General features: G+C 67.2%; 16 protein-coding genes and 1 riboswitch. Of the genes, 10 read left to right on the plus strand and 6 right to left on the minus strand.

Features of this window, described 5'->3' with window-relative positions:
- Positions 1-19: 19 nt before the first annotated feature.
- Positions 20-1,267 (minus strand): tyrosine--tRNA ligase, encoded by a 1,248-nt coding sequence (gene tyrS / locus EDC64_RS15545; protein WP_132032984.1) that lies wholly within the window; start codon positions 1,265-1,267, stop codon positions 20-22.
- Positions 1,268-1,302: 35 nt separating this feature from the next.
- On the opposite strand from tyrS, the gene EDC64_RS15550 reads away from it, so the two are divergent.
- The 3 genes from EDC64_RS15550 (at position 1,303) to EDC64_RS15560 (ending at position 5,127) form a co-directional block, all read left to right on the plus strand.
- Positions 1,303-2,256, plus strand: coding sequence for a glycosyltransferase (locus EDC64_RS15550; RefSeq protein ID WP_165933793.1), 954 nt, complete (start codon positions 1,303-1,305; stop codon positions 2,254-2,256).
- 1 nt (position 2,257) lies between these two features.
- Positions 2,258-3,379, plus strand: coding sequence for an anhydro-N-acetylmuramic acid kinase (locus EDC64_RS15555; RefSeq protein WP_132032988.1), 1,122 nt, complete (start codon positions 2,258-2,260; stop codon positions 3,377-3,379).
- 122 nt (positions 3,380-3,501) lie between these two features.
- The gene (locus EDC64_RS15560) at positions 3,502-5,127 is read left to right on the plus strand and encodes an APC family permease (RefSeq protein ID WP_132032990.1); all 1,626 of its coding nucleotides are present in this window, start codon (positions 3,502-3,504) and stop codon (positions 5,125-5,127) included.
- 27 nt (positions 5,128-5,154) lie between these two features.
- Here the strand turns inward: EDC64_RS15560 and EDC64_RS15565 are convergent, their stop codons facing one another.
- A complete protein-coding gene (locus EDC64_RS15565) occupies positions 5,155-5,817 on the minus strand; it encodes an alpha/beta hydrolase (RefSeq protein ID WP_132032992.1) in 663 nt (220 codons plus the stop codon).
- Between the two features lie 288 nt (positions 5,818-6,105).
- Between EDC64_RS15565 and EDC64_RS15570 the strand changes: the two genes are divergently transcribed.
- The 6 genes from EDC64_RS15570 to EDC64_RS15595 all read left to right on the plus strand — a co-directional run bounded on the left by EDC64_RS15570 (position 6,106) and on the right by EDC64_RS15595 (position 12,756).
- Positions 6,106-7,305: a cysteine desulfurase family protein gene (locus tag EDC64_RS15570; protein WP_132032994.1), complete on the plus strand. Its 1,200-nt coding sequence runs from the start codon at positions 6,106-6,108 to the stop codon at positions 7,303-7,305.
- 55 nt (positions 7,306-7,360) lie between these two features.
- Positions 7,361-8,836 (plus strand): Fe-S cluster assembly protein SufB, encoded by a 1,476-nt coding sequence (gene sufB / locus EDC64_RS15575; RefSeq protein WP_132032996.1) that lies wholly within the window; start codon positions 7,361-7,363, stop codon positions 8,834-8,836.
- Between the two features lie 130 nt (positions 8,837-8,966).
- Positions 8,967-9,722, plus strand: a complete 756-nt coding sequence (gene sufC / locus EDC64_RS15580) for a Fe-S cluster assembly ATPase SufC (protein WP_132032998.1) — start codon at positions 8,967-8,969, stop codon at positions 9,720-9,722.
- 10 nt (positions 9,723-9,732) lie between these two features.
- Positions 9,733-11,070 carry a Fe-S cluster assembly protein SufD gene (gene sufD, locus EDC64_RS15585; RefSeq protein WP_132033000.1) on the plus strand — a complete coding sequence of 446 codons (1,338 nt, stop codon included), beginning with the start codon at positions 9,733-9,735 and terminating at the stop codon, positions 11,068-11,070.
- A 70-nt stretch (positions 11,071-11,140) separates the two neighbouring features.
- Positions 11,141-12,388, plus strand: a complete 1,248-nt coding sequence (locus EDC64_RS15590) for a cysteine desulfurase (protein WP_132033002.1) — start codon at positions 11,141-11,143, stop codon at positions 12,386-12,388.
- Positions 12,385-12,756, plus strand: coding sequence for an SUF system Fe-S cluster assembly protein (locus EDC64_RS15595; protein WP_132033004.1), 372 nt, complete (start codon positions 12,385-12,387; stop codon positions 12,754-12,756). The genes EDC64_RS15590 and EDC64_RS15595 overlap by 4 nt, the downstream gene beginning before the upstream one ends.
- A gap of 12 nt (positions 12,757-12,768) precedes the next feature.
- Here the strand turns inward: EDC64_RS15595 and EDC64_RS15600 are convergent, their stop codons facing one another.
- Complete coding sequence (locus EDC64_RS15600; RefSeq protein WP_132033006.1) at positions 12,769-13,392, minus strand: thiamine phosphate synthase; 624 nt, start codon at positions 13,390-13,392, stop codon at positions 12,769-12,771.
- Between the two features lie 183 nt (positions 13,393-13,575).
- Between EDC64_RS15600 and EDC64_RS15605 the strand changes: the two genes are divergently transcribed.
- A complete protein-coding gene (locus tag EDC64_RS15605) occupies positions 13,576-14,745 on the plus strand; it encodes a TDT family transporter (protein WP_476692422.1) in 1,170 nt (389 codons plus the stop codon).
- 12 nt (positions 14,746-14,757) lie between these two features.
- Here the strand turns inward: EDC64_RS15605 and thiG are convergent, their stop codons facing one another.
- The 3 genes from thiG to thiO form a co-directional block, all read right to left on the minus strand.
- A complete protein-coding gene (gene thiG, locus EDC64_RS15610; RefSeq protein WP_245504728.1) occupies positions 14,758-15,537 on the minus strand; it encodes a thiazole synthase in 780 nt (259 codons plus the stop codon).
- 20 nt (positions 15,538-15,557) lie between these two features.
- Positions 15,558-15,773 (minus strand): sulfur carrier protein ThiS, encoded by a 216-nt coding sequence (thiS, locus tag EDC64_RS15615; RefSeq protein WP_132033008.1) that lies wholly within the window; start codon positions 15,771-15,773, stop codon positions 15,558-15,560.
- 2 nt (positions 15,774-15,775) lie between these two features.
- Positions 15,776-16,942, minus strand: a complete 1,167-nt coding sequence (gene thiO, locus EDC64_RS15620; RefSeq protein ID WP_132033010.1) for a glycine oxidase ThiO — start codon at positions 16,940-16,942, stop codon at positions 15,776-15,778.
- A riboswitch (TPP riboswitch) is annotated at positions 16,931-17,030 on the minus strand. (Overlaps the previous gene by 12 nt.)
- Positions 17,031-17,114: the final 84 nt, after the last annotated feature.

Below are 17,114 nucleotides of genomic sequence, written 5' to 3' on the forward strand. Positions count from 1 at the left end.
GAGGGTCGGACGCCGCCGCTCAGACCGGACGCAACAAAACGTGGCGTTTCTTGCCGAGGGACAGCTTGATCACCCCTTCGGGGGTGAGCGCGCGCGGGCTGAGCACCAGTTTCTCGTCGGTTACGGTGATGTCGTTCACCTTCAGGCCGCCGCCTTTGATCTGGCGGCGCGCCTCGCCATTGGAGGCGACGAGCTGGGCCTTTTCGCAGAAGGCGGTGAGCACACCGAGGCCGGCCTCCAGCTCCGCCATGGCGATCTCGACGGTCGGCAGGCTCGCGGCGAGCGCGCCGTCCTCGAACGTGGTGCGGGCCGTCGCCTCCGCCGCCTCGGCCGCGGCGCGGCCGTGCAGCAAGGCGGTCGCCTCCGTTGCCAGGACCTTCTTCGCCTCGTTGATCTCCTGACCTTCGAGTGCGGCGAGGCGGGCGATCTCGTCGAGAGGCAGTTCCGTGAAGAGTTTGAGGAACCGCGCGACGTCGGCATCGCCGGTGTTGCGCCAATATTGCCAATAATCGTACGGGCTCAGCAACGCCGCATCGAGCCAGACGGCGCCGCCGGCGGTCTTGCCCATCTTGGCGCCGGAGGAGGTGGTCAGCAGCGGCGTGGTCAAAGCATGAAGCTCCGTCCCGCGCATCCGCCGGCCGAGTTCGATGCCGTTGATGATGTTGCCCCACTGGTCGGAGCCGCCCATCTGCAGGATGCAGCCGTGGCGGGCGTTCAGCTCGACGAAGTCGTAGGCTTGCAAGATCATATAGTTGAATTCGAGAAAGGTGAGTGGCTGCTCGCGCTCCAGCCGAAGCTTCACCGAATCGAACGTGAGCATGCGGTTGATCGTGAAATGGGGGCCCACCTCGCGCAGCAGCGGGATATATTTCAGCTCGTCCAGCCAGGCTGCGTTGTTCTCCAGGATCGCGCCGGCAGAGAAGTCCAGGAATTGCGCGAAGACGCGGCGGATCGAGGCGATATTGTCGTCGATCTGCGCGTCGGTCAGCATCCGGCGCGCCTCGTCCTTGCCGGACGGGTCGCCGATCTTGGTCGTGCCCCCGCCCATCAGGGCGATCGGGCGGTGACCGGTGCGCTGCAGCGTCCGCAGCATCATGATGGACAAAAGGTGTCCCGCATGTAGGCTGGATGCGGTGGCATCAAATCCGATATAGGCCGTGATCGGCCCTGCTGCAGCCTTGGCGTCCAGCCCCTCCGGGTCGGAGCATTGGTGGATGTAGCCGCGCGCTTCGAGGGTGCGCAGAAGATCGGAACGGTAGGAACTCATCGTCGGGCTCGGATGTGACAGCTTGGGGAGGGCGCTTGCTGACTAAGCCATTCGAGGAGGTCCCGCCACGTTTATGTGCGTGGCGCATCGCCGTCTTCGCCCGCAACGAACGCCCGACCCTGGTTTCCTGCCTGCAGCATATCGCCCGCGCCGCCGCCGGGCGCGATGCCCATGTGACGGTGATTCTGAACGGCAGCAGCGACGGCTCGGCCCACGCGCTCGCCGATGCCGCGCCCGAGATCGGCATCCCGTTCGACGTCTACGAGATCGACTATGCCGACAAGTCGAACGCCATCAATCAGTTCGTGCATCGGCTGCGGGCGGATGCGGAGATCTACTTCTTCGTCGACGCTTATGCGATGATCGGTGAGAGCGCCTTGCGCGATCTGGCGGCGGCATTGGCGGCCAACCCCCGCGCCCTGGCAGCCGCCGCGGTGCCGAGCGTGGGCCGCAGCGCTGACGCGATCCGCGCCCAGATGATGGTCGAACCCGGCCTGCACGGGTCGCTGTTCGCTCTGCGCGGAGAATTCGTGGCGCGCATGGCGGAGACCCGTTTCCGTCTGCCGGTCGGGCTCTATCGCGGGGACGGGCTGATCGGCTCGGCGGTGATGCACGATCTCGACGCGTTGCGCGTGCCATGGACCTGGGAGCATATCGCCGTCGCGCCGGGGGCGACCTGGCGCTTCCGGCCGCTTTCGCCCTGGAGCGCCGCCGACCGCCGCCGGCAATGGAACCGCCTGCTGCGCCAGGGGCGCGGCGAGATCGAGGACATGGCGATCAAGCGCATCATCTATGAGGGCAATTACGCCGCGCTGCCGGACTTCGCGAGCGCCCTGGTGCGCAGCCTGGTGCGGGAAGACCGGGGCGAAGTGCTGCGCTGCTTGCGGCGCCGGCCGGCCGGCATCCTCGCTGTCCGGGAGGCGTTCGCCGCGCCGGACCCCGCACCGGCCGCGCTCGCACCACGGCGCATCCTCACCGCCGGGGCCTGATATGCGCGCCTTGGGCTTGATGAGCGGCACCTCCATGGACGGGATCGACGCTGCCCTGATCGACACCGACGGGGAGCGCATCGCCTGGCTCGGTGCCGCCGCAACTTTCCCTTTCGACGTCGCGACGCGCCGCCTGCTGGCGCAGGCTGTCGAGGATGCCCGGGGGCTCAACGACCGGGAGGCGCGGCCCGGTGCGCTCGCGGCGGCCGAACGGCGCATCACCGATCTGCACGCCGATGCGGTGCGTGCGCTTCTCGTGCCGCTGCGTCTGTCGACCGGGGATATCGACGTCGTCGGGTTTCACGGCCAGACCGTCATTCACCGGCCCGAGGCAAGGCTCACCGTGCAGATCGGGCTGGGCGCAGCTCTGGCGCAGGCGCTTGGCGTCGCCGTGGTGGCGGATTTCCGGGCCGCCGACGTCGCCGCGGGCGGCGAGGGGGCCCCGCTCGTTCCGGTGTTTCATGCCGCGCTTGCGCAAAGGCTCGCTTTGCCGCGTCCCCTCGCCATCCTGAATATCGGCGGCGTCTCCAACGTCACGGTGCTGGCGGAGGCGGCAGATCCGGTCGCCTGCGACACGGGTCCCGGCAACGCCCTGATCGACGATTTCGTCCTTGCGCGCACGGGTCGCCCGTTCGATGCCGACGGCGCGCTCGCCGCCTCCGGTACGGTCGACGAGGTCGCGGTCGCCGCAGCGCTCGACCATCCCTTCTTCCGCCTGCCGCCGCCGAAATCGCTCGACAGAAACGCCTTCCGCGACCATGTCGCGGCGCGCCTGCGGCCCGAGCGATTCTCGCTCGCGGACGGCGCGGCGACATTGACCGCCGTGACGGCCGCTTCCATCGCCCAAATCGTCCGGCACCTGCCGGCTGTTCCGGAAAGCTGGATCGTGGCCGGCGGCGGCGCCCGCAACGCGACCCTGCTGCGCATGCTCGCCGGCCGCCTCGGCCGGCCGGTGGTCGCGGCGGAGGCGGTCGGCTGGTCGTCCGATGCGCTGGAAGCTTACGCGTTCGGCTTTCTGGCGGTGCGCGCCCTGCGTGGCCTGCCGCTGACCTTTCCCTCGACCACACGGGCGCCGCGGCCGCTCACCGGCGGGGTCGTGTTTCCGCCAGGTGGCGTCGGCTGACGGCCGAACGGCAACACGTTCGCGAATCTCGCATTTTTCGGGGATTGACGGGTTGGACCGATTCCAACGGCCCCGATCCAGTTCTAAAGTCGCCCGAGCCGCGTCGACGGCGGGGGGATTCCATGCACAACAAGTTGCATCGCGACATCGGGCTCGTGGGCCTGACCTTCGTCGCCGTGAGCGGCATCATCGGGTCGGGATGGCTGTTTGCTCCGCTCCTCGCGGTCCAGCATGCCGGGCCGGCGGCGCTGATCGCTTGGGTGATCGGTGGCGTCGCCATGCTGTTGCTGGCGCTCACCTTCGCCGAGATTTCCGCGATGCTGCCGGTGCCCGGCGGTGTCGCGCGGGTGCCGCTGTTCAGCCACGGCAATCTGGTCTGCACCATGATGGGGTGGAGCGGCTGGATCGGCTACACCACCCAGGCGCCGATCGAGGTCGAGGCCATGCTGCGCTATCTCGCGCCCCATGCCGACTGGCTCTACCGAAGCGGTCCGGGGTCGGACCTTTCGCTCGCCGGAATCGGCGTTGCGATGGGCTTCCTCGCGCTGTTCGTGGTGATCAACGCCTTCGGGGTGAAGTTCTTCGCTTATGTGAACAGCGCCATCACCTGGGCCAAGATCGCCATCCCGATGGTGCTCGTCGTGACCCTTCTGGCGACGCGCCTCGAAGTGTCGAACTTCACGGACCATGGCGGCTTCGCCCCGTTCGGATGGGCCGGGGTCCTGAGCGCGGTGTCCTCGGGCGGGGTGATCTTCTCCTTTATCGGCTTCCGTCACGCCGTCGATATGGCGGGCGAGGTGCGCAATCCGGGTTTCAATATTCCGGCCGCCCTGATCCTCTCGGTCTTCATCTGCTTCATCATCTATGGCGGGCTGCAATTCGCCTTCATCGGGGCGCTGGAGCCGTCCGCGCTGGTCAATGGCTGGGGCCGGCTGACGCTCTCAAGCGAATTCGGACCGCTCGGCGCGGTGGCGAGCGCGCTCGGCCTGCTCTGGCTCGTGAGCCTGCTCAATGTCGGGGCGGTGGCGGGGCCGATGGGCGGCGCGCTGGTGGCGACCGGCTCCTGCGCCCGCATCGGCTTCGCGTTGGCGGAAAACGGGCTGTTCCCGAAGATCATCGCGACCTTATCGGCGCGCGGCGTGCCGCTGTCGGCCCTGCTCATGAATCTCGCCATTGCGGTGCTGACCTTCGTCCTTCTGCCCTTCGAAGAGGTGGTGAAGCTCAACGAATCCGCGATCATGCTGTCTTTCGTGGTGGGCCCGGTGGCGGTGGTCGCGCTGCGCTACATCCTGCCGGGCGCGCGGCGGCCGATCACCTTGCCGGCGGTGCATGTGATCGCCTGCGCCGCCTTCGTCATCGCGACCCTCATCATCCACTGGTCGGGCTGGGAGACGGTGTGGCGGCTGGGCCTGTGCCTGATCCTCGGCGGGATTTTGTTCGCGACCTATGCCCGCAAGCGCATCACGGGCACGCCGGACTATCGCGAGGCGGCGTGGCTATGGCCGTATTTCGGCGGCGTCGGGCTGATTTCCGCGCTCGGCAGCTTCGGCGGCGCGGGCATCCTCCAGGGCGGCGTCGACACCCTCTTGATGGCCGTCCTGTCGATCGGCGTGTTCGTCCATGCCATCTCCTGCCGGCTCACGCCGGAGAAGTTCCGCATCTACATGTCGGACGAAATCATGCTGGAACACGACATCGGGGGGCGCGGCGTCACGCGCATCGCGCAGAGCACGCGGCACGAACATTGATGCCGCGGCTCCCGGTGTCGGCGCGGCCTAGGCCGCGCTGTCCTTGCGGCTGCCCGGCAGGCGCTTGTCGAGATAGGTGCCGATCACCCCCATCAGATCCTCGATCTTGCCGTCGAAGAAATGATTGGCACCCGGCACGATCTGCTGCTCGATCACGATGCCCTTCTGGGTCTTGAGCTTCTCGACCAGCGTCGCGACCGCCGTCGTGGGCACCACCGCGTCCTTGTCGCCATGGACGAACAGGCCAGACGAGGGGCAGGGCGCCAGGAAGGAGAAGTCGTAGAGGCTGGCCGGTGCCGCCACCGAGATGAAGCCTTCCACCTCCGGCCGGCGCATCAGGAGCTGCATCCCGATCCAGGCGCCGAACGAGACGCCCGCGATCCAGCAGGCCCGCGCGTCCGGATTGACCGATTGCGCCCAATCGAGCGCCGCGGCGGCGTCGGAGAGTTCGCCGGTGCCGTGGTCGAACGAGCCCTGGCTGCGGCCGACGCCACGGAAATTGAACCGCAGCACCGAGAAGCCTCGGTTCACGAACTGATAATAGAGATTGTAGACCACCGGATTGTTCATCGTCCCGCCGAACTGCGGGTGCGGATGAAGGATGATGGCAATGGGAGAATTGCGCGTCTTGGCAGGCTGGTAGCGGCCTTCGAGCCGCCCCCGTTCGCCGGTGAAGATGACCTCGGGCATGGACGTCCGCAACCTCTTGCGCGGCCCGGTGAAATCTCGGCGGTGCGCGGCCCGGCCGGAGCCGAAGGACAAGCACCGGGGCGACGCCCACCCGGAGACGTCTTGACTTCGCCGGAAGGTCCGCTATCTATTTAGAATAATTCTAATTTTCCTCGGCAGGGCGCACTTGGCCAGTGTCGCTTCATGACAAGGAACGGGTGAAGTCTGACGTATGACGGAGATCGGCCGCAATTGCAAGTCTTGCCTCGGAGCGGCGGCGTGCCGTTCGGTCCGCAGGAGGCCTGCGCCATGAATGGGGCGGCCCTGGACCGGCCGGCTCGGCGGGTTTTTCTCGACCATAACGCCACCACGCCGCTGCGCCCCGCCGCGCGTGCGGCCATGCTCGACGTGCTTGCCGCATCCGGCAACGCCTCTTCGGTCCATGCCGACGGGCGCGCCGCGCGCGGCGTCGTTGAGGCGGCCCGAACGGCGGTGGCCCGCCTCGTCGGCGCCCCCTCCGCCGCCATCGTCTTCACGTCGGGCGCGACGGAGGCGAACGCGCTCGTGCTTCATCCGGACCTCGAAATCGCCGGCCAGAACCAGGCCTGCGATGTCCTCGTGACGAGCGCGGTCGAGCATCCCTCGGTGCTGCGCGGCCACCGATTTCCCATCGCACAGGTGGAGAGCATCCCGGTCGATGCGGACGGACGGCTTGTCCTCGACGCCTTGGAGCAGGTGCTGGCGGGCCACGCCGCGGCGGGACGGCGCGCCTTGGTCTCGCTGATGCTGGCGAACAACGAGACCGGCGTGATCCAGCCGGTGACCGCCGCGTCGGCGCTGGCCCACGCCCACGGTGCGGTCATGCATTGCGACGCGGTCCAGGCTCCCGGCCGGATGTCTCTCGATATGGCGACGCTCGGGGTAGATTTCCTCACAATCTCGTCGCACAAGATCGGCGGCCCGCAGGGCGCGGGCGCTCTCGTCGCGGCGCATCCGCACTCCCGGCCACGCGTCCCCCTGATCGCGGGGGGCGGGCAGGAGCGGGGGCTGCGGGCCGGAACGGAGAATGTCGCCGCGATCGCCGGTTTCGGCGCCGCGGCCGTGATCTGCGCCGCCCAAGGTGGAGAGGAAGCCGGGCGGTTGCGGGGGTTGCGCGACCGTCTGGAAAAGGAGATTGTGGAACGCTTCCAGGGCTCGCAGGTGGCGGGGGCGGGCGTCGAGCGCCTGCCGAACACCACCAGCGTGATTTTCGCCGGTTTGAAGGCCGAAACCCTGGTGATCGCGCTCGATCTTGCCCATGTATCCGTCAGCGCGGGGTCCGCCTGCTCGTCTGGCAAGGTCGGACCGTCGCATGTTCTTGCGGCCATGGGAGTGGGGGACGCGGCGGCGGGGGGGGCGATCCGGCTCTCGCTCGGCTGGTCGAGTTGTGACGAGGATGTGGATGTCGCGATCGCGGCGCTTGGTCGCGTCGTTCCGCGACTTCTGAACCGCCCGGTACGGGCGGCGTAAATGCTGACGGACTTGACCCGCGGGCCTTGACCCCGCGCGGGAGAGGAGAGGAAAAATGCCTGCTGTTCAGGAGACGGTCGAACGCGTGCGTTCGATCGATGTCGACCAGTACAAATACGGTTTCGTGACCGACATCGAAAGCGAGAAGGCTCCGAAAGGCCTCTCGGAAGATACGGTCCGCTACATCTCGGCGAAGAAGAACGAGCCGGAATGGATGCTGGAATGGCGCCTCGACGCCTACCGGCGGTGGCTCACCATGGAAGAGCCGACTTGGGCGCGGGTGAGCTATCCGAAAATCGATTTCCAGGATTATTATTACTATTCCCAGCCCAAATCGACGCCGGGGCCGCAATCGCTGGACGACATCGATCCGGAGATTCTCGCCACGTACGAGAAGCTGGGCATCCCGCTGCGCGAGCGCGAGATCCTGCTCGGCATCCAGAATCCGACGTCGCGGGTCGCGGTCGACGCGGTGTTCGACAGCGTGTCGGTCGCCACCACCTTCAAGGCGGAGCTGGCCAAGGCCGGCGTGATCTTCTGCTCGATCTCGGAGGCGATCCGCGAGCACCCCGATCTGGTGCGCCAGTATCTCGGCTCCGTGGTGCCGGTCTCGGACAATTTCTATGCGACGCTGAACACCGCGGTCTTCTCCGACGGGTCGTTCGTCTACATCCCCAAGGGGGTGCGCTGCCCGATGGAATTGTCGACCTATTTCCGCATCAACGAGCGCAATACCGGCCAGTTCGAGCGTACCCTCATCATCGCCGACGAGGGCGCCTATGTCAGCTATCTCGAAGGCTGCACGGCGCCGCAGCGCGACGAGAACCAGCTCCATGCCGCCGTGGTCGAGCTGGTGGCGCTGAAGGATGCCGAGATCAAATATTCCACCGTCCAGAACTGGTATCCCGGCGACAAAGACGGCAAGGGCGGCATCTATAATTTCGTCACCAAGCGCGGCGATTGCCGGGGCGACAATTCCAAGATCTCCTGGACCCAGGTGGAAACCGGCTCGGCGATCACCTGGAAATATCCGAGCTGCATCCTGCGCGGCGACGGCAGCCAGGGCGAATTCTATTCCATCGCCATTTCCAACGGCTACCAGCAGGTGGACAGCGGCACCAAGATGATCCATCTCGGCAAGAATACGTCGAGCCGGATCATCTCCAAGGGCATCGCCGCCGGCCGCTCGGAAAACACCTATCGCGGCCAGGTGACGGCGCACCGGCGCGCCACCAACGCCCGGAACTTCACCAATTGCGATTCGCTGCTGATCGGCGACCGGTGCGGGGCGCACACCGTGCCCTATATCGAGGCCAAAAACTCGAGCGCGGTCTTCGAACACGAGGCCACGACCTCGAAGATTTCCGAGGACCAGATGTTCTACTGCCTTCAGCGCGGCCTGACGCAAGAGGAGGCGGTCGCTCTGATCGTCAACGGCTTCGTCAAGGACGTGCTGCAGCAGCTCCCGATGGAGTTCGCCGTGGAGGCCCAGAAGCTGATCTCGGTCAGCCTGGAAGGCTCGGTGGGCTGATCGCCCGGTCAGGACAGGACGGCCGGACGCGATCCGGCCACGCACATCACGCGCGGTCCCTCACGTCGTCATGCCCGGGCCGGACCCGGGCATCCGTGCAGGCCAGCCGCCGAACCGAACGGACACGACTATGGCTCTGCTCGAAATCAAGAACCTGCACGCCCAGATCGAGGACAACCAGATCCTGCGCGGGCTCGACCTCGTGGTGAATCCCGGCGAGGTCCATGCCATCATGGGACCGAACGGCTCCGGCAAGTCGACCCTCTCGTACGTCCTTGCCGGCAAGCCGGATTACGAGGTCACCGCCGGCGAAGCGCTGCTCGACGGTCAGAACCTGCTGGAGATGGATCCGGACGCGCGCGCCGCCGCCGGCCTGTTCCTCGCCTTCCAGTATCCGATCGAAATCCCAGGCGTCGCCACCATGACCTTCCTGCGCACCGCCATCAACGCGCAGCGCAAGGCGCGTGGTGAAGCGGAACTCTCCACGCCAGATTTCCTGCGCCTGGTAAAGGAGAAGGCCGGCGATCTCGGCATCACCCAGGACATGCTCCGGCGGGGCGTCAATGTCGGCTTTTCCGGCGGCGAGAAGAAGCGCAACGAGATCCTGCAGATGACGCTGCTCCAGCCGAAGCTGTGCATCCTCGACGAGACTGATTCCGGCCTCGACATCGACGCCCTGAAAGTGGTGTCCGAAGGGGTGAATGCCCTGCGCGCTCCGGACCGGGGCATGGTGGTGATCACCCATTACCAGCGCTTGCTGAACCATATCGTGCCAGACGTGGTGCATGTGATGAACAAGGGCCGGATCGTTCGGTCCGGCGGAAAGGAACTGGCGCTGGAGCTGGAAGCGTCCGGCTATGCCGGCTACAGCCAGGACGCGGCGTGAGGACGAACCGATGAACGTTCAACCCCAGCCCATCCGCACCGCCGCAGAGCAGGCGCTTCTCGCTTTGCTCGAACGCCGGCTGGCCGGGCCCGCCGTCGACGGCCCGCTCGCCGGTCGGATCGGCGAATTGCGCCGCGCCGCGCATGCCGCCTTCGCCGCCAACGGTCTGCCGCACCGGCGGGTCGAGGAGTGGAAATACACCGATCTGCGCGGCTTCCTGCGCGAGGCCGCACCGGCTGCGACGGCGCTCGGAATTTCCGACGGCGCAAGCGCGCCGTCGGCCGTGGCCTTTCCGGGAGCGAGGCGCATCCTGTTCGTCGACGGGCAGCTCAGTCCTGCCGGGTCCGATCTCGCCGATCTCGAACCGGGTCTCACGGTCGTCCCGCTCGCGCAGGCGATGGCTGTCGGCCGTGGAACGGTCGAGAAGTTCGGCACGCTCGCCCCGCAGCGCTATGATGGCGTGCTGGCGCTGAACACGGCGTTTTTCGGCGACGGTCTGGTCATCCAGATTGCCGACGGCGCGAAGATCGAGCGGCCGCTGCACGTCGCCCATCTGGTGACGCACGATCACCCGGTCGCCACCTATACCCGCCGCCTCGTCGAAGTCGGGGAGGGTGCTGCCTTCACGCTCGTCGAAAGCTTCGAGGGCCGGTCCGGCGTGCCCTATCAGGTCAATGACGCGCTGGAACTGTTCGTCGGCGATACCGGTCACATGGATTATGTGCGCCTCCAGGACGACAGCGAGACCGCGCTGCATCTGTCGACCGTGATGGTCGATATCGGCCGCGATGCGAAGTTTCATGCCTTCGGCCTGACCACCGGGGCGATCGCCTCGCGCGTCAGCCTGTATGGCCGCTTTTCGGGCACGCATTCCCATGCCGGCATCCGCGGTGTGACCCTTCTGAAGGATCGCCAGCATGCCGACGTGACACTTCTGCTCGACCATGCGGTCGCCCATTGCGAGAGCCGGGAATTGTTCAAGACCGTGCTGTTCGACGAAACCCGCGGCGTGTTCCAGGGCAAGATCGTGGTGCGCCCCGATGCCCAGAAGACCGACGGGCGGATGATGAGCCAGGCGCTTCTGATCGGCGAGACCGCCGAGATGGACAACAAGCCCGAACTCGAAATCTTCGCCGACGATGTCCAATGCGGCCACGGCGCGACCGCCGGCGCCCTGGACGAGGACCTGCTCTTCTATCTCAAGGCCCGCGGCCTCCCCGCCAAGGAGGCGGAGGCGCTGTTGATCCAGGCCTTCGTCGGCGAGGCGTTGGAATTCGTCGAGGAGGAGGGTCTGCGCGAGGCGCTCATCGCACGCGCCGAACGCTGGCTGAACGCGCGGACGGGGTGATTTTGGCCGACCGTCGGGCCGGGCTCGTCCCGGCCGTGACCGTCACTCGGATTGAACGGACGATCGCCGCATGACCCAGGCCCATCTCCCCCTCGCCGAGGGCGCCTTTGACCTCGAAGCGGTCCGCGCGGATTTTCCGGCGCTGGCGCTGACCGTCAACGGCCATCCTCTGACCTATCTCGACAATGCCGCCTCGGCGCAGAAGCCGCGCCAGGTGCTGGACCGCATGCGGCAGGCCTACGAGAGCGAATATTCCAATGTCCATCGCGGCCTGCATTATCTCGCCAATGCCGCGACCGAGGGCTTCGAGCAGGCGCGCGAGACGGTGCGGGCCTTCCTCAATGCCGCGAGCGTGGATGAGATCATCTTCACCCGCTCGGGCACCGGCGCGATCAATCTCGTCGCGGGATCGCTCGGACAGTCGATCGGCGCGGGCGACGAGATCGTCCTCTCGATCATGGAGCATCATTCCAACATCGTGCCGTGGCATTTCCTGCGCGAGCGCAAGGGGGCGGTGATCAAATGGGCGCCGGTGCGCGAGGACGGGTCATTCGACCTCGAGGCCTTCGCCGCTCTGCTCACGCCGCGCACCCGGATCGTCGCGCTCACCCAGATGTCCAACGTGCTCGGCACCGTGACCCCGGTGAAAGAAATCGCGCGCCTCGCCCATCATGTGGGAGCGAAGGTGCTGATCGACGGCTGCCAGAGCGCCGTGCACATGCCGGTCGACGTGCGCGACCTCGATGTCGATTTCTTCGCCGTGACCGGCCACAAGCTCTATGGCCCGACCGGCATCGGGGTGCTTTACGGCAAGCGCGATCTGCTCGCCCAGATGCCGCCCTACGAGGGCGGCGGCGAAATGATCCGCGAGGTCGGCGAGGAGCGGGTCACCTATGCCGCGCCGCCCCACCGGTTCGAGGCGGGCACGCCGCCCATCGTCCAGGCGATCGGGCTCGGCGCGGCCCTCGATTACATGACCGCGATCGGCCGCGACCGCATCGCGGCGCACGAAGCGGCGCTCTCGCGCTATGCCCACGATCGGCTCGGCGCCATGAACAGCCTCCGGATCATCGGCACGGCCGAAGGCAAGGGCGCGATCATCTCGTTCGAGATGAAGGGCGCGCATCCCCACGACGTTGCGACTGTCCTCGACCGGTACGGCGTTGCGGTCCGCGCCGGCACCCATTGCGCCCAGCCGCTGCTTGCCCGATATGGATCGACAGCGACCTGCCGGGCCTCGCTCGGCCTCTATAACGGACCCGAGGATGTGGACCGCCTTGCGCGGGCCCTGCTGAAGGCGCAGGATTTGTTCTCATGACCGACATCGCCACCGAAAATCCCAACGCTCCGGCGATTACCGCCCAGATTCCGGAAGCGGAACTCACGCGGCTCACCGACGACATCGTCGGCGCGCTCAAGTCCGTCTACGATCCGGAAATCCCCGTCGACATCTACGAACTCGGCCTGATCTACAAGGTCGACATCGCCGACGACCGGTCCGTGGCGGTGGAGATGACGCTGACCACGCCGAACTGCCCCGCGGCGGCCGAACTGCCCGGCATGGTCGAGAATGCGGTCGCTTCGGTCGAGGGCGTCGGCGCGGTGAGCGTCGACGTCACCTTCGATCCGCCCTGGGACCAGGGCCGGATGTCGGAAGAAGCGCGCGCGACCCTCAATCTCTGGTGACCGCACAGGACATCAGGCGGCGTCCGACCAGGCTCTGAGCAGGGCACGGGCTTCGGCCTCCGGGTCCGGCGCGCGCATGAGGCCGCCCATAACGGCGATCCCCTGGGCCCCAGCCGCCTTGCACCGGGCGGCGTTCGCCGCATCGATGCCGCCGAGCGCCAGAAGCGGCACCCGGCAGACGCCGACCAGGTGGCGCAGTCCATCAGCCTCCAGTGCCGGCCCATAGCCCGGCTTCGAGGCGGTGGCGAAGGCCGGGCCAGCCACGACATAATCCAGCACCCCGGGCTCCGCCTCGGCCGCCTCGGCTGCGGCGTGGACCGACTGGCCGATCAGGGCGCCGGCGCCCAGCCGGGCGCGCGCGTCTGCGGCATCGGCCCCGGCCGCGAGATGCACGCCGTCGAGACCTGCGCGCGCGGCGAGGTCGGCGGTGCCGTGCAAGGTCACCCGGGCACCGAACCGCGCCCCGAGAGCCGCGACCTCGCCCGCGAGCGCGATCTGGGCAAGATCCGCCAGATCCTTCTCCCGGACGCTGATCCACCGCACTCCGCCGGCCAGCGCCGCGGCGACCACGTCCAGCAGCGCGATCCGGGACTGGCCACGATCGGTGATCAGGAGGAGAGGCGGGAAGGGTAGCATGTCCGCACCGTGCCGGCAGGGCGAGGGGAGGCGCGCACAATGCCGAGCGCCCGTCGGTGCTTCAACCGCGTTCGCCTCTCTCGTCCGAAGATCCGCCCGGCGGCCTATTCGTCCCATGGCGCCCTGATGGAAGATCGTTAGTGTGGATCGCTGCAAAGCTTAGCGATCCGAGGAGCGGTCATCGTGGTGAATTTAGCTTCGTCCACCGGAGCCTCCGGCCCGGCTCCGGCAGGCAACCTGAAAGAGATGATCCGCCAGTTTACGCCCAATTGGTTCGGGGCGACCATGGGAACCGGCGTCCTCGCGCTCGCGCTCAATCAGTTTCCGATCGAGATCCCGATCCTGCACGATATCGGCCGGATCCTCTGGTTGTTCAACATCGCCCTCTTCACTTTGTTCGCCGCCATGTATGCCGCGCGGTGGATCTTCTTCTTCGACGAGGCGAAGCGCATCTTCCACCATCCCGTGGTCTCGATGTTCTTCGGCACGATCCCGATGGGGCTTGCGACCATCATCAACGGCTTCCTTGCCTTCGGTGTGCCGCTCTGGGGCGCGACCGCGATCTCCATCGCCCATGCCCTGTGGTGGATCGACGTCGCGATGGCAGTCGCCTGCGGCCTGCTGATCCCGTTTTTGATGTTCACCCGACAGGATCACAGCCTTGAAAAGATGACTGCCGTCTGGCTCTTGCCGATCGTGGCGGCGGAGGTCGCGGCCGCCAGCGGGGCGCTTCTGGTCCCCAGTCTGCCGCCCGGCGAAGCCTATGACGTCCACATCATCAGCTATGTGTTGTGGGCCTATTCCGTGCCGCTCGCCATGAGCATCCTGGTGATCCTGTTGCTGCGGCTCATTCTCTACAAGCTGCCGACGCGCGACATGGCCGCCTCCGGCTGGCTCGCGCTCGGCCCGATCGGCACCGGATCGCTCGGTCTGCTGCTCCTGGGAACCAATGCCCCGACGATCTATGCGGCGAGCGGACTGCCCGGCGTCGGCGAGGTCGGCTTCGGCATCGGCGTCATCGGCGGCGCCATTCTGTGGGGCTACGGGGCGTGGTGGCTGATGCTCGCCATGTTGAAAACCGTGCGCTATCTCAACGAGGGCATGCCGTTCAATATCGGCTGGTGGGCCTTCACCTTCCCGCTCGGCGTCTATTCGCTGGCGACCCTCGCTCTGGCGCGGATCACCCATTTCTGGTTTTTCTCCGCCGTCGGCGGTGCGCTGATCGTCTTGCTCGCGGTGTTCTGGACGATCGTGATGGCGCGCACCCTGCATGGGGCCTGGCGCGGCCACCTGTTCTTCGCCCCCTGCCTGGTCTCCGGGGTCGCGCCCATCGAGCCGCGCACGAAGCTGTAAAGCGGACGGGTCTCAGCTGCCGACCAGCCCGAATTCCGGGCTGGACGCTTCCGCGTGCAGCTTTTTCGGGATGCGGCCGGAGAGCCGGGCCAGACGGCCGCCTTCGACCGCATGACGGAAGGCGGCCGCCATCCGAACCGGATCGTGGGCACGGGAGACCGCGGTATTGAGCAGGACCGCGGCGCAGCCGAGTTCCATCGCGAGGGCGGCGTCGGACGCGGTCCCGATCCCGGCATCCAGCACCACCGGCACCGGCGAGCGGGCGCAGATCAATTCGATCATGTGCGGATTGGCGATGCCGAGGCCAGAGCCGATCATCGAACCGAGCGGCATCACGGTCGCCGCGCCGAGATCGGCGAGCTTCTGGCACGTCACCGGATCGTCGTTGCAATACGGCAGCACGACGAAGCCGCGGCCGACCAGATCCTCCGTCGCCTTCAAAAGCTCCTCGACATTGGGATAGAGAAGCTCGCGATCGCCGATCACCTCGAGCTTCACCCAGTCCGTCTCCAGCGCCTCGCGCGCCAGTTCGGCGGTCAGCACCGCATCCTTGGCGGTTTGGCAGCCGGCCGTGTTGGGCAAAATATGGACCCGGCCGGAGAGCAGATCGGCGAGGCTCTCCTCGTAGCTCGCAAGGCTCATCCGGCGGATCGAGGCGGTCGCCATCTCCGCGCCGGAGGCTTCGAGCGCGTCCAGGAACACCTTCTGGCTGGGATAGCCGGCGGTGCCGAGGAACAGGCGCGAAGCGAAGCTGCGGCCGGCAATGACGAGGGGATCTGACATGAGGGGCATAATGGGTCTCTCGGCAGGGCTCAGCCGCCCTGCCTCGCCTGGATGATTTCAAGGGTGTCGCCGGAGGCGAGGGTCTGCTCGGCCCAGCGCGCCCGCGGCACGACGGTGCCGTTCAGCGCGACGGCAATGCCCTTGCGGGCCGCATCGACGCCCTTGGCGTCGAGCAGATCGGCGATCGTCGCAACCGCAAGGGTCTCGCTGGCGCCGTTGACGTGCAAATCGAGGGGCTCGGCCATGGTCACTCCGCCGCCGCGCGGGGCCGAAACCGGTCCGCCCCGAACGGTGCCGCGAACGGATCGGTCCGGCCCGCCAGAATGAGATCGGTGATCGCCCGCACCGTGACCGGCAGCAGCAGGATGCCGTTGCGGTGGTGGCCGGTGGCGAAGACCAGACCCTCCAGAGCGCCGGGCCCGAGGATCGGGGCATCGTCCCGGCTACCGGGCCGGAAACCGACCCATTGCTCGATCACGGGCAGTTCCTCGATGGTCGGCAGCGCCCGCCAGGCATGGGTGAGGAGGGCGAGCTGACCGCCCGCCGTCAGGCTTGTGTCGAAGCCCTTTTCCTCCACCGTCGCGCCGATGATCAGCCGCCCATCCTTTCGCGGAACGAGATAGGTGCCCGGCCCCCACAGCACGTGGGAGAGAATCGGGGCGGCCGGATCCATCTGCAGCGCCAGCATCTGGCCTTTGATTGGACGCACCGGGAGCGGTGGTGCCGGGGCGATGTCCACCCCGCGCGACCACGCGCCCGCGGCCAGCACGACGATGTCCGCCGGATGCAGGTCGTCGCCGACCATCACGCCGCGCACCCGCCCGGCGGTGCTCGCGACTTTGGCGACTGAAGCGTCTTCGTGCAGTGAGAGTCCGGTGGTCAGCGCCGCCGCCTTGAGCGCCGCCGCCACTTTGCGGTTGTCGGCCTGATGGTCCTGCGGGCACCAGAGCGCCCCGGAAATCTTGGTCGCGAGATGCGGCTCGCGCCGCCGGACCTCGGCGCCCGTCAGCCATTCGACCGGCAGGCCGAGTTGCTGCTGAAAGGCGTGCTGGTGGCGCAGGCGTGCCGCATCGTCGGCGGTGAGCGCGACCACAAGCGTTCCACTTTCCCGGTACTCCACCTCCAACCCGGACGCCGCCTCCAGCGCGGCGGCGAAGCCCGGCCACAGGCGCTGGCTCTCGCGGTTGAGGCCAAGCAGGGCTTCCTCCCCGGGCTCGGCTTCGGCGCAGGCGGCAAGCATGCCCGCGGCGGCGTGACTCGCCCCCGCGCCGGCCTTGCCGGCGTCGAAGATGTCGACGCGGCAGCCGGCCTCCGCCAGCTTCCAGCCGATGGCGAGGCCGATCACCCCGGCGCCGACGATGGCGATTCGGGGACGGGACGTTGCAACAAATGGGGGCGACAAGCTCTCGCTCATCGGCTCCTCCCTACGCTGGCATGATCCAGACAGGTTCGATGGGTATGATCTCAGCCGCACATGATGTGCGGCACCCCAGGCCGGTGTTTCATTATCACCGCTCTTTGCTGAGACGGCAAGGAAAACCACCCGCCGGCCGGCTCGACACCGCCATTTGTTCGCGTTATGTTCT

The sequence above is a fragment of the Aquabacter spiritensis genome (genome assembly GCF_004346185.1).
GTDB classification, from domain to species: domain Bacteria; phylum Pseudomonadota; class Alphaproteobacteria; order Rhizobiales; family Xanthobacteraceae; genus Aquabacter; species Aquabacter spiritensis.